Source organism: Blastococcus sp. TML/C7B (assembly GCF_016612845.1).
Taxonomy (GTDB): Bacteria; Actinomycetota; Actinomycetes; order Mycobacteriales; family Geodermatophilaceae; genus Blastococcus.
On sequence record NZ_JAEOAA010000002.1, the window covers coordinates 800339 to 812020 of the forward strand.

The 11682-nt window shown below is 74.2% G+C and carries 15 protein-coding genes and 1 pseudogene; 7 read left to right on the plus strand and 9 right to left on the minus strand.

What is annotated here, in order from left to right; all coding sequences use genetic code 11:
- Positions 1 to 9 precede the first annotated feature (9 nt).
- The 6 genes from JKP76_RS23605 to JKP76_RS16755 form a co-directional block, all read right to left on the minus strand.
- The gene (locus JKP76_RS23605; protein WP_200491994.1) at positions 10 to 600 is read right to left on the minus strand and encodes a GNAT family N-acetyltransferase; all 591 of its coding nucleotides are present in this window, start codon (positions 598 to 600) and stop codon (positions 10 to 12) included.
- 20 nt (positions 601 to 620) lie between these two features.
- Positions 621 to 1103: a polyadenylate-specific 3'-exoribonuclease AS gene (locus JKP76_RS16735; protein ID WP_200491995.1), complete on the minus strand. Its 483-nt coding sequence runs from the start codon at positions 1101 to 1103 to the stop codon at positions 621 to 623.
- A gap of 21 nt (positions 1104 to 1124) precedes the next feature.
- Entirely contained in the window at positions 1125 to 1790 is a 666-nt protein-coding gene (locus tag JKP76_RS16740) for a class E sortase (protein ID WP_200491996.1), read from the minus strand.
- 31 nt (positions 1791 to 1821) lie between these two features.
- Complete coding sequence (locus tag JKP76_RS22700; protein ID WP_200491997.1) at positions 1822 to 2127, minus strand: LPXTG cell wall anchor domain-containing protein; 306 nt, start codon at positions 2125 to 2127, stop codon at positions 1822 to 1824.
- A 37-nt stretch (positions 2128 to 2164) separates the two neighbouring features.
- On the minus strand, positions 2165 to 2665 hold the full coding sequence (locus tag JKP76_RS16750; protein WP_200491998.1) for a hypothetical protein: 501 nt from the start codon (positions 2663 to 2665) through the stop codon (positions 2165 to 2167).
- Between the two features lie 578 nt (positions 2666 to 3243).
- A complete protein-coding gene (locus tag JKP76_RS16755) occupies positions 3244 to 3666 on the minus strand; it encodes a RidA family protein (protein WP_309233074.1) in 423 nt (140 codons plus the stop codon).
- Positions 3667 to 3738: 72 nt separating this feature from the next.
- Between JKP76_RS16755 and glpK the strand changes: the two genes are divergently transcribed.
- The gene (gene glpK, locus JKP76_RS16760; RefSeq protein ID WP_200491999.1) at positions 3739 to 5214 is read left to right on the plus strand and encodes a glycerol kinase GlpK; all 1476 of its coding nucleotides are present in this window, start codon (positions 3739 to 3741) and stop codon (positions 5212 to 5214) included.
- Between the two features lie 7 nt (positions 5215 to 5221).
- Here glpK and JKP76_RS16765 read toward each other — a convergent pair whose 3' ends face one another.
- Positions 5222 to 6124, minus strand: a complete 903-nt coding sequence (locus tag JKP76_RS16765; protein ID WP_200492000.1) for an SDR family oxidoreductase — start codon at positions 6122 to 6124, stop codon at positions 5222 to 5224.
- Between the two features lie 213 nt (positions 6125 to 6337).
- On the opposite strand from JKP76_RS16765, the pseudogene JKP76_RS21505 reads away from it, so the two are divergent.
- The 4 genes and pseudogenes from JKP76_RS21505 to JKP76_RS16780 form a co-directional block, all read left to right on the plus strand.
- Positions 6338 to 6418: pseudogene (locus tag JKP76_RS21505) on the plus strand (hypothetical protein); the annotation flags it as partial.
- 331 nt (positions 6419 to 6749) lie between these two features.
- Positions 6750 to 7778, plus strand: a complete 1029-nt coding sequence (locus tag JKP76_RS16770; protein WP_242471985.1) for an NAD(P)/FAD-dependent oxidoreductase — start codon at positions 6750 to 6752, stop codon at positions 7776 to 7778.
- Positions 7775 to 8707, plus strand: a complete 933-nt coding sequence (locus tag JKP76_RS16775) for an alpha/beta fold hydrolase (RefSeq protein WP_200492001.1) — start codon at positions 7775 to 7777, stop codon at positions 8705 to 8707. The genes JKP76_RS16770 and JKP76_RS16775 overlap by 4 nt, the downstream gene beginning before the upstream one ends.
- Positions 8704 to 9273, plus strand: a complete 570-nt coding sequence (locus JKP76_RS16780; RefSeq protein ID WP_200492002.1) for a TetR/AcrR family transcriptional regulator — start codon at positions 8704 to 8706, stop codon at positions 9271 to 9273. Before JKP76_RS16775 ends, JKP76_RS16780 begins: the two co-directional genes overlap by 4 nt.
- Before the next feature lie 51 nt (positions 9274 to 9324).
- On the opposite strand, the gene JKP76_RS21510 is transcribed toward JKP76_RS16780, so the two are convergent.
- Positions 9325 to 9582: a hypothetical protein gene (locus JKP76_RS21510; RefSeq protein ID WP_242471986.1), complete on the minus strand. Its 258-nt coding sequence runs from the start codon at positions 9580 to 9582 to the stop codon at positions 9325 to 9327.
- Positions 9524 to 10084: a lysophospholipid acyltransferase family protein gene (locus JKP76_RS16785; protein ID WP_309233024.1), complete on the minus strand. Its 561-nt coding sequence runs from the start codon at positions 10082 to 10084 to the stop codon at positions 9524 to 9526. The genes JKP76_RS21510 and JKP76_RS16785 overlap by 59 nt, the downstream gene beginning before the upstream one ends.
- A 105-nt stretch (positions 10085 to 10189) precedes the next feature.
- Between JKP76_RS16785 and JKP76_RS16790 the strand changes: the two genes are divergently transcribed.
- Positions 10190 to 10999: an alpha/beta fold hydrolase gene (locus JKP76_RS16790; RefSeq protein WP_309229601.1), complete on the plus strand. Its 810-nt coding sequence runs from the start codon at positions 10190 to 10192 to the stop codon at positions 10997 to 10999.
- Between the two features lie 297 nt (positions 11000 to 11296).
- Positions 11297 to 11680, plus strand: coding sequence for a hypothetical protein (locus JKP76_RS21515; protein ID WP_242471987.1), 384 nt, complete (start codon positions 11297 to 11299; stop codon positions 11678 to 11680).
- Positions 11681 to 11682: the final 2 nt, after the last annotated feature.

Sequence of the window (11682 nt, forward strand, 5' to 3'; positions counted from 1 at the left end):
GCGGCCGGTTCAGCCGGTCGCCATCGACCAGGTCGTGGGTCCGTCGGGCGCGAGCTGCGTCTCGGCGCGGACGGCGAAGCCGTGGCCCTCGTAGAACGGCACGTTGGCCGGGTTCATCGTGTCCAGGCAGGCGACCAGGCCGGCCTCCCGGGTAGCCGTCAGGCCGCGCTCGAGCAGCTCCCCGCCGCCGCCGCGGTGCCAGCTGCCGGGGTCGACGCCGAGCAGGTGGAGGTAGGCGTGCGGCTCGGCCGGGCGGTGCGCGGTGAGCGAGCCCATGGCCGTGCCCACCTCGAGGGCGCGCTCGGGGCCCATGAGCGCGGTCATCAGCCCGCCCATCGAGGGCAGCTCGTCGGGCCCGGCGTCCGCGGCGTCGTCCGGCGCGGGGGCCGGCCACCGCCACATGGCCACGCCGACGGGATCCGGGCGGTGCAGCACGTCGACCCGGCCCTCGGTCAGGTAGTGCTCGGCGAACAGGCCGAACAGCGCCGCGCACGCGTGCGGCCGCACGTCGGGGTCGGGGAAGAACCAGACCATGAGCGGGTCGTCGGTGAACGCGCGGGCCAGGACGGTGCGCGCGCGGACGGCGCTGATCTCTGCCACGCGGTGCACTCTGGCAGAGATCAGCGCCCGGCTTCCATGGCCTTCCAGCGGGCGAGGTTGTAGCGGGCGTCGACCAGCGCGTCGTGCACGCCGTCGGGCTTGGGCGGCAGCGGCGGCCGGCCGCGGTCGTCCCAGCGCTGCCGCAGCTCGCGGGTGAACCGCGGGATCGGCCGGGGCAGCGCGGTCATCGCGCCCCACAGCTGGGCCAGGGCGACGTGGTCGTAGGCGGCGAACCAGGCCCACAGCTCGACCTCCTCGCCCGGGCCGGTGAGGAAGGCGAGCAGGTCGTCGCGGATGCGGTCGCGGGTGCGCCAGGCCTTGTCGGCCGGCGGCGGCAGCTGGTCGAGCACGTTGCGCCGCACCCACGGGATGGCCTTGCGCTCGTCGAACTGGGTGCTGACGGCGTAGAACTCGCGCCCGGTCTCGTCCACGACGCCGATCGAGACCAGGTCGATCGTGGTGCCGTCCTCGATGAACTCGGTGTCGTAGAAGAAGCGGCGCACGGCGACCACGGTAGGCGGGAGCTAGGAACGGGACGCCAGGACGGCCGGCCCCTCGGGCAGCTCGGCCTTCGACGCCGCCGACTCGAGGACCCCGTGCACCACCAGGCGCTCCCGGTTGGAGAACTTCGGGTGGCAGGTGGTCAGCGTGATGTAGGCGTCGTCGGCCCAGGCCGAGGGCTTCCCGGGGACTGCTGCCACGACGCTGACGTCCGCGGGGTCGACGACCAGCTGCTCGGTGACGCGGTAGGTGAACCAGGTGTCCACCGTCTCGACGACGAGCTGGTCGCCGGGCTCGAGCCGGTCGAGCGCGCCGAACGGGCTCCCCTGGCCGATGCGGTGGCCGGCGAGGGCGAAGTTGCCGATCTCGCCGGGCAGTGCGGTGCCCGGGTAGTGCCCCGGCCCCTCGGCCAGTTCATCCGGGTCGACGCCCTCGACCACCGCCCGCGGCGCCCAGCCGGCGCCGAACTCCGGCACGTGCAGGAAGGCGAAGGCGTCACCGAACTCCGGACCGGCGGGGGCGGGCACCGCGGGGGCCGCCCACTCCTCCCGCAGGTCGTCAGCAACCTGCTCCTGCTGGCGGTCGGAGAGCCAGTCGGTCACGTAGACCTGGTGGACGAGGAAGAGGAGGCCCACCAGGCCGGCGGTGAGCACCAGCTGCGAGACGCCGCTGACGATCCTGCGGAGCACGGTGGACCTCCTCTCCCCTACGACGTCCTGATCAGAGGGCGCTGCCGTTGCGGCGACGGCGGGACAGCACCGTGCCCGCGCCACCGGCGGCCACGGCCGTCCCGGTGAGGACCGCCAGACCGATCACCGAGGCGCCGGTGTTGGGCAGCTTGGTGCCGGTGTTGACGGTGTTCGACGGCGGCGTCGCGGTGAAGTCCGCGGCCGCGGTCGAGGTGAGCCCGTCCCGGTCGGTGACGGTCAGGCTGGCCGTGTAGGTGCCGGGTCCGTTCGGGACCGAGACCTGGTACTGGCTGGCCGTGCTGGTGCTCACGACCGCGTTGGTCGCCTTGTTGGTCACCGTCCAGGCGTAGGAGAGCGCGTCGCCGGCGTCCGGGTCAGATGGAGCCGCGGCCGGACAGGATGAAGGTCCGGTAGTCGGCGTCGCCCGCGTCGTTCACCGCGACCGAGGCGCTGGGCGCCCGGTTGGCCAGGTCGAAGACGAACGTGTTGCAGCCGAACGTCACCGAGTCGACCGAGGCCTGGAAGCCGGTGGCCGAGGTGCCGTTCAGGTTGATGCCGAAGGACTGGATGACCGCGTCCGGCTGGGCCAGGCTGATCTCGTCGAGCGTGCCCCAGTTGGGCGAGCCGTGGCCGGTCCGGTCCGGCAGCCCGGGCAGGTCCCGGGTGCTCCACCAGGTGTTCTGCTTGCCGGCCTGCGACTGGTAGTACGGCTCGAAGACCAGCGTGGTGAAGCCGCCCGCGACGGCCGGGCCGTTGTAGTCGAGCACCATCTCGTAGGTGACGTCGCCGCCGCCGGCCGAGCCGACCGGCAGCGCGTCGCCGCGCTGGAACTCGTATCCGTAGTTCGACTGCGCGGTCTGGCCGGCCAGCGGCACACCTTGCGACCGAGATCGGGTAGGTGACGGTGACCTTGCCGTTGCCCTGGGCCGCGGTCAGCCAGAGGTTGTCCGGCTGGTCGCGCAGCTCGGCGGAGCCGAGCAGGCCCTGGGTGTCACCGTCGCGGGTGGTGACGACGAAGCCGCTGCCGGCACCGAGGGCCTCGACCTCCTGGGAACCACAGGCGCTGGCCGAGGCGAGGCCCGGCGCCAGGGTGGCGAGCGTGGCGAAGGTGCCGGCGGCGAGAGCGCCGGTGAGCAGCGATGCGGTGGTGCGCTTCATGGAGGGATCGCTTCCGTGAGGAGGACGCTCCCGGCCGGCGCGCGTTCGGCACCGGCGGGCAGTTCCCTGGGCGCACCCAGAGCGACGATCGCGGCCGTGACCGCTCCCCCGTGCCCGGTGTTCCCCCGTGAACCACGACGGGGCAGTTCCGAGTCGCTCCCGTCGAGCAAGGGGAGCGTCAGCTACGCGCAGTCACCGGCAGAAGGGGATTCACCCGTTCGGAACGCCGCCTCACCCCGATCTCACCCTCGATCGCTACCGACGGTGATCGGGCACCGCTCGACCCGTGAGCCGATCAGCCGGCGTGCGGGGGCCCGGGCTCCTGCCAGCTGTCCCGCACCGCCACCGCTTCGACCTCGACGAGCTGGTCCGGGTAGCCGAGCAGGGTGACCCCCACCAGGGTGCTCGGGGCGTCGTGGTCGCCCAGCTCCTCGCGGACGACGGCCCACGCGGCGAGCAGGTCGGCGCGGTCGGCGGTCGCCACGTAGACCGTCGTCTTCAGGACGTCGCGGAGCCCGGCGCCGGCCGCCTCCAGCGCCGTCCGCAGGTTCGTCATCACCTGGCGCGCCTGGCCGGTGACGTCGCCGACGGCCACCGTGGCACCGTCGGCGTCCAGCGGGCACGCGCCGGCGGTGTAGACCATCCGGCCGGGGTCGGTGACGGCGGCGTAGGCGCAGGGGGCGGGCGCGCTCAGCGTCGGCGGGCGGACGAGCTCGATGCCTGCTGGTCACCCGGCGATCATCCCCGCCACGGCAGCCGGTCGCCGGTCGAGAGCGCTAGGTTCGCGGGCATGCCGGTCTTGGCCATCGACGCAGGTACCACCGGGGTGACGGCGCTCGTCGTGGGTGAGGACGGCGACGTCCAGGCCCGCGGCTACCGAGAGTTCGCCCAGCTCTTCCCCCGCCCCGGCTGGGTGGAGCACGAGCCCGACGACATCTGGACGGCGACCGTCGCCGCCTGCCGCGAGGCCCTGGCCGCCGCCCCCGACCGGCCCACCTGCATCGGGATCACCGACCAGCGCGAGACCGCCGTCCTGTGGGACCGGCGCACCCTGCACTCCCCCCGCCCGGCCATCGTCTGGCAGGACCGCCGCACCACCGGCATCTGCGACCGGCTGCGCGCCCACGGCGTCGAGCCGCGCGTCGCCGAGCTCACCGGCCTGCGCCTGGACCCGTACTTCACCGGCACGAAGTTCGCCTGGCTGGCCGAGCACGAGCCGCGCACGTGGGCCGGCGTCCGGGACGGCGCGCTGGCGCTGGGCACCGTCGACTCGTACCTGATCGCCCGGCTCACCGGCGGCGCGGTGCACGTCACCGACCCGAGCAACGCCAGCCGCACGCTGCTGTTCGACCTGGCGAAGGGCGAGTGGTCCGACGAGCTGTGCGACCTGTTCGACGTCCCCCGCGCCGCGCTGCCCGAGCTGGTGCCGAACTCCGGCGTCGTCGGCACCACCGACCCCGACGCCTTCCTCGGGCTGTCGCTGCCCATCGCCGGCATGGCCGGCGACCAGCAGGCCGCGCTCTTCGGGCAGGCGTGCTTCTCCCCCGGCGACAGCAAGTGCACCTACGGCACCGGCTCGTTCGTGCTCACCAACACCGGCTCGACACCGGTCCGGTCGGACGCCGGGCTGCTCACCACCGTCGCCTGGGACCTCGGCGACGGGCTGGTCTACGCCCTCGAGGGCGCCATCTTCGTCACCGGCGCCGCGGTGCAGTGGCTGCGCGACGGGCTGGGCCTCATCGACTCCGCGGCCGAGATCGAGGGGCTGGCCCGCACCGTCCCCGACTCCGGTGACGTCGTCTTCGTCCCGGCGCTCACCGGCATGGGCGCCCCGCACTGGGACCCGCACGCCCGCGGCGCGATCCTCGGCCTCACCCGCGGCACGACCCGCGCGCACATCGCCCGCGCCACGCTCGAGGCGCTGGCCTTCGAGGTGCGCGACGTCGTCGACGTCATGGTCGACGAGGCCGGGTTGTCGGTGCCGGAGCTCTCGGCCGACGGCGGCGCGAGCGCCAACGACCTGCTGATGCAGCTGCAGGCCGACCAGCTCGGCGTCCCCGTGCGCCGTCCGGTGGTCACCGAGACGACGGCGCTCGGCGCGGCGTTCCTGGCCGGGCTGGGCACCGGCGTGTGGGGGTCGACCGACGAGCTGGCGCGCACCTGGGCGCTGGACCGCCGGTTCGACCCCGAGCCCGGCCGCCGGGACGACGGCCGGCACGACCGGTGGAAGGACGCCGTCGGCCGCGCCGGCCGCTGGACCGGCTGACGCCCGGTCAGGCGCCCGGGGTGCGGTTGCCGACGGAGTTGGCGCCGAACTCGCGCCCGTCGAGCGCGGCGATGTCGCGCTCCAGCTGCGGCACCTGGGTGGCCGCGGCCCGCATGACCAGCTTCTCCGAGAGCGCGCCGGTGACCACCTGGCGCAGCGCGGCGACCGTGCCGACCGAGCGGGGCACGAAGACGCGGCGGCGGCGCGTCTCCAGGTTGTCGACCAGCGCCTCGGCGCAGGCGTCGACCGAGGTGAACGAACCCAGCGGGCCGGGCAGCTGCGCGCGCACCGCCTTGAAGGTGGGCAGCGCGTCCTCGGTGTCGCGCACCATGTCGGTGTCGATCCACACCGGGTGCGCGCTGGCCACGGTGACCCCGCGGTGCGCGACCTCCAGCCGCAGCACGTCGCCGAACCGCTCGACCCCGGCCTTGGACGCGCAGTAGGCGCTCATCCCGGGCAGCACGGTGAAGGAGGCGGCGGAGGCGACCAGCAGCACGTGCCCCTTCCGCTTCGCGATCTCGGGCAGCGCGGCGTGCGCGGTGAGCATCGTGCCGGTCAGGTTGACCTCGATGGTCCGCGCCAGGGCGTGCGCCGAGGAGGTCATCACCGTGGTCAGCGGCGCGATGCCGGCGTTGGCGACGACGACGTCCAGCCCGCCGAAGGTGTCGACGGTCCGCTGGACCGCCGAGCGGAGCGCGTCGGGGTCGGTGACGTCGGCCTCCACCCAGAGGTGCTCGGGGCCGAGCTGGTCGGCCACGCGGGCCAGCTCGTCGGGCTCCAGGCCGACCAGCGCCACCCGGGCGCCGCGGGCGGCGGCCTTGCGGGCCAGGGCCGCGCCGATGCCGCGGGCCGCGCCGGTGATCAGCACCGACTTCCCGGCGAGGGGGGTTCGCTTCGTGCGGAAGGCCATGCCGGCTCCTCGGGTCCCGGGCGCTCGGACCGAGCGCCTGCTGGAAAGCCGTTGTAGCTTGTTGAGCGTTGCTCAGCAACCGGAGTCGCGACCCCGAGGAGCCGATCGGTGACCAGCACGCTCGAGAGCCAGCCCACCCCCACCCCGGAGCCCCACGGCGCCGTGCGGGACGTCGGCGTGGCGATCATCGGATCGGGCTTCGCCGGCCTCTGCATGGCGATCGCGCTGCGCCGCCGGGGCGAGACGGACTTCGTCCTCCTGGAGCGCGCCCACGACGTCGGCGGCACGTGGCGGGACAACACCTATCCGGGCGCGGCCTGCGACGTGCAGTCCAACCTCTACTCGTTCTCCTTCGCGCTGAACCCGGACTGGGGCCGCTCCTACTCCGAGCAGCCGGAGATCCAGGCCTACCTGCAGCGGACGGCGGACCGGTTCGACGTCCGACGGCACTGCGTGTTCGGCGCCGAGGTGACCGCCGCGCGCTGGGACGACGCCGCGCGCCGCTGGCGGGTCACCACGACCGCCGGCGAGTTCCGCGCCCGCATCCTGGGTCTCGGCCGCCGGCGCGCTGGCCGACCCCACCTATCCCGACATCGCCGGCCTGGACTCCTTCGCCGGCACGGTCATGCACTCCGCCCGCTGGGACGCCGCCCACGACCTCACCGGCGAGAAGGTCGCCGTCATCGGCACCGGCGCCTCGGCCATCCAGGTCGTGCCGGCCATCCAGCCGCAGGTCGAGAGCATCGCGGTCTACCAGCGCACGCCCGCCTGGGTGGTGCCGCGCACCGACCACCCGGTGAAGCCCTGGATGCGCCGGCTCTACCGCTCGGTCCCCGGCCTGCAGAAGGCGATCCGCGGCGGGCTCTACCTCTTCCGCGAGTTCCTGGTCATCGGGATGGCCAAGAACCGCCGCTTCCTGCGGCCGGTCGCCACGCTGGCCAAGGCCCACCTCGAGCGCCAGGTGCGCGACCCGAAGCTGCGCGCGGCGCTCACCCCGGACTACACGATCGGCTGCAAGCGCATCCTGATCAGCAACGACTACTTCCCCGCCGTCGCCGCGCCCAACGCCGAGCTGGTCACCGCCGGCATCGCCGAGGTGCGCCCGCACTCGATCGTCACCCGCGACGGCGTCGAGCGGCCCACCGACACGATCGTGCTGGCGACCGGTTTCCACGTGACCGACCTGCCGATCGCGGAGCGGATCCGCGGGCGCGACGGCCGCAGCCTCGCCGAGGTGTGGGCCGATGGCATGGTCAGCAACCGCAGCGCCACCGTCGCCGGCTTCCCCAACCTCTTCCTGCTGGTCGGCCCGAACGTGGGCGTCGGCCACACCTCGATGGTCTACATGATCGAGTCGCAGGTGCACTACGTCGACGACGCCCTGAAGACCATGGACGCCGAGGCCCTCGAGGTCCTGGAGACCACGCGCGAGGCGCAGGAGGCCTACCGCGCGCTGATCGCGGAGAAGTCGAAGGGCACCGTCTGGCTCGGCGGCGGGTGCGCCAGCTGGTACCTGGACCAGCACGGCCACAACACCACGCTGTGGCCGGACTTCACCTTCCGGTTCCGCAGGCTGACGAGGACGCTGGACCGCGAGAACTACGTCGGCACCCCCGCCGGCGCACCGGCGGGCACCCCGGAGGTGGCGGCGTGAGCACCCCGACCGTCCTGCGCCGCGTCGCCGCCGTCCGCACCGGGGACGGCGCGCTGGTCCACGCCGTCGTCGACGGTGCCGACGACGCGCCCGCCACCGTGGTCCTCGCGCACGGCTGGACGCTCGCCCAGGCCGCCTGGGACGACGTCGCCGCGCTGCTCGCCCCGCGGGTGGCCGACGGCGAGCTGCGCCTCATCCGCTACGACCAGCGCGGGCACGGCCGCTCGACGTGGGGCCGCTACGCCGACGACGTCGCCGAGCTCTCCATCGACCAGCTCGGCGCCGACCTCGGCGACCTGCTCGACCAGCTCGTCCCGACCGGGCCGGTCGTCCTCGGCGGGCACTCGATGGGCGGCATGACGATCATGTGCCTGGCCGCGGCCCGCCCGGAGCTGTTCGGCGACCGGGTCGGTGGCGTCGCCCTCGTCTCGACGTCCGCCGGCGAGCTCGCCCCGCCCGGGGAGACCCTGGCCGAGCGGCTGCAGGTGCGGCTCGCCCCGGGCCTGGTCACCACCGCGATCGCCGGCGCCCGGGCGATCGAGCGGCTCCGGCAGCTGGTGCCCCCGGCCAGTCCGCGGCACCGGAAGATCGTCCGCGAGCTGCTCTACGGCGCGGACGCGACCGACGAGATGGTCGTCGCCGGAGCCGAGATCATGCACGCCTCGACGGTGCGCGCCTTCGCCGCGTTCTACCCGGCGCTCGGCGCGCACGACAAGCGCACCGAGCTGGCCGCGCTCACCGGCGTCCCCGTCGAGATCCTGGTCGGCGACAGCGACAAGCTGACGCCGCTGCGGCACAGTCGGACGATGGCCGGGGCGCTGCCCGACGCGCGGCTGCACGTCGCCGAGCGCACCGGGCACATGCTGATCCAGGAACGCCCGCACCTGGTCGCCGACGCGCTCGAGCGGTTGCTCGTCGCCGCGCGATGACGGCGTCCCGGTCGCGCCGCTCGGCGGACGACCGCCGGGCGCAGCTGGTGCAGATCGGCCTGGAGCTGCTGCCGACCACCCCGGTCCAGGAGCTGACCATCGACGAGGTGGCCCGCCGGGCCGGGATCAGCCGCAGCCTGCTGTTCCACTACTTCGCGACCAAGCGCGAGTACTACACGGCAGTCACCCGCGCGGCGGCCGACCTCATGCTCGAGCACCTGCTCCCCGAGCCCGGTGCACCGGCCGACGAGCAGGTCACCGGCATGCTGGACCGGTACGTCGGCTGGGTGGAGACCTTCCGCGAGAGCCACCTGGCGTTCGTGCGCGGCGCCGGCGGCGGCGACCCGTGGGTGGCCGAGGTCTACGCCGACACCCGGCAGCGGCTGGTCGAGGTGGCGCTCACCGCGCTCGACCTGCCCGACGACGCGCTGCGCCGGCAGCTGGTCCTGGCCTGGTTCGCCTTCACCGAGGACCTCGTCGGCTCCTGGGCCGACGCGCCGGCGATGAGCCGGCCCGAGCTGATCGCGCTGCTGCGCGAGGTCCTGGACCGGCTCACCGCCCGCTGAGCGTCAGGAGCAGGTGTCGAACCACCGGTCGGTGAGCGCCTGCTGCGCGGGTCAGCCCGCCAGGGAGGTGGGCGCGCGGTCGCCGGCCTCGCGCACCGGCGGCTGGAGGGTGGCGACGGCGTCCGCGGCGCTGCTGCCCGCCGTCATCGACTTCTTCACCGATGCCCCGTAGACGTCGACGTACTCCTGCCCGGAGAGCGTCATGATCTCGTACATGATCTCGTCGGTGATCGAGCGCTCGACGAAGCGGTCACCGGCCAGGCCCTCGTAGCGGGAGAAGTCCAGCGGCTCCCCGAAGCGCACGTGCACCCGCATGATCCTCCGGCCGAACGGCAGCCTCTTGTGCGAGTACGTCATGGCCACCGGGATGACCGGGACGCCGGTCTGCAGCGCCATGCGGCGCGACACCGATCTTGCCGCGGTAGAGCCGGCCGTCCGGCGAGCGCGTCCCCTCGGGGTAGATGCCCAGGATCTGGCCGCCCCGGAGGATGCGCAGCCCGGTCTGGATCGCGTCCTCGGCCGCCGACGCGCTGGTCCGGTCGATCGGCACCTGGCCGGCGCCGGAGAAGAAGGCACGCTGGAAGAAGCCCTTCACCCCCGAGCCGGTGAAGTACTCGGCCTTGGCCAGGAAGGTGACCCGGCGCCTGATCGACAGGGGCATGAACACCCAGTCGGCCGCCGACAGGTGGTTGCTGGCGATGATGGCCGCGCCGCGGGCCGGGACGTGCTCGGTGCCTTCGGCGCGGGGACGGAACAGCACCGTCACGACGGGGCCGATGCCGACGAACTTCAGGAACCAGTAGAACAACACGCCTCCCTCTGGGACTGCCAGACTAGGGATCCAGGGGGCCGTAGGACAATCGGCCGTCCACGTGCGAGGGATCACTCGCCCGCCGCCGCACCGCAGGAGCAGCCCGTGCCCTCGACCACCCCGCCGCCGCCCGCGGTGCTCCCGGGTGCCGAGCCCTTCGCGATGGCCGGCTCCGGCGTCGAGGGGCGCACCGGCGTGCTGCTGGTGCACGGCTTCACCGGCACCCCGATGAGCATGCGGCCGTGGGGCGAGCACCTCGCCGCCGAGGGCTTCGCCGTCCGGTGCCCGCTCCTGCCCGGCCACGGCACCAGCTGGCAGGACTGCAACGCCAGCACCGCCGAGCAGTGGACCGCGGCGGTCGAGGGCGCGTTCGACGAGCTGGCCGCCGGCTGCGACCGCGTCTTCGTCGCGGGCCTGTCGATGGGCGGCACGCTGGCCACCCGGCTGGCGCAGACGCGCGCCGCCGACGTCGCAGGGCTGCTGCTGGTCAACCCGGCGCTGTTCACCCGGCGGCTGGACGCCAGGCTGCTGCCGCTGATCGCCCGGCTCACCGGGAGCTGGGCGCCGATCGCCAGCGACATCAAGAAGCCCGGCGTCACCGAGCTCGCCTACGACAAGCTGCCCACCCGGGCGATGCTGCAGCTGCGCCGGCTGTGGGCGCTCACCCGCGCCGACCTGGCCCGGGTGACGGCGCCGGTCATCGTCTTCCACAGCGCCGAGGACCACGTCGTCGAGCCGGCCAACAGCGAGGCGCTGCTGACCTCGGTCTCCAGCGCCGACACCACCGAGGTCGTCCTGCGCGACAGCTACCACGTGGCGACCCTGGACAACGACGCCCCGGAGATCTTCGCGCGGTCGGCGGCCTGGATCCGCGAGCGCACGCCCGCCGTCGAGCCCGGGACGACCGCGTCGTGAGCGGCCGGGGACGGCGGGACAACGGGCTGCCGGCGACCTCGTGGAGCCCGCTGCGCGACGTCGACCCCCGGGTCGGCGAGCACCTGCTCGACGTCCTCGAGGCCGCCGGCATCGCCGCCTACCTCGACCCCTCGGCCGACGTCGGCCCCTACACCCGCGAGGTCTCGCTGCCGAGCCCCGCCGGCGGACCGGCTGTTCGTCGACCGCGGCCGGCAGGCCGAGGCCCGCGCGCTGGTCGCGCAGCACGCCGACGAGCACCCCCAACCCGCCTCGCAGCCCGCCTCGGAGCCCGCCCCGGTGCGCGCCGACCTCGACGAGGACGCCGAGTGGTCGCGGATCGTCGCCGCCTTCGAGGCCGAGCACGGCGCGTCGGTCGTCGACGAGCGCCCCTCCGACGCACCGCCCCCGCCCCCGCACGAGGTGGCCTTCCTCGACCTGCCCGAGGAGCACTACGAGCCACCGGCCCCACCGCCGGTCCCCTTGCCGGCGCCGCACGCGCTCTACGCCGGGCTGCTGGTCCTGGCGGGGCTGGTGCTCATCGCCGTCCCGGGCGCGCTGCGGCTGTCGGCGGACGTGGGGCTGGTGCTCGGCGTGGCCGCGATCGCCGGCGGCGCCGCGATGCTGGTCTCCCGCATGCGCGAGCGCTCCGACCAGGACGGGGACGACGGCGCGGTCGTCTGAGT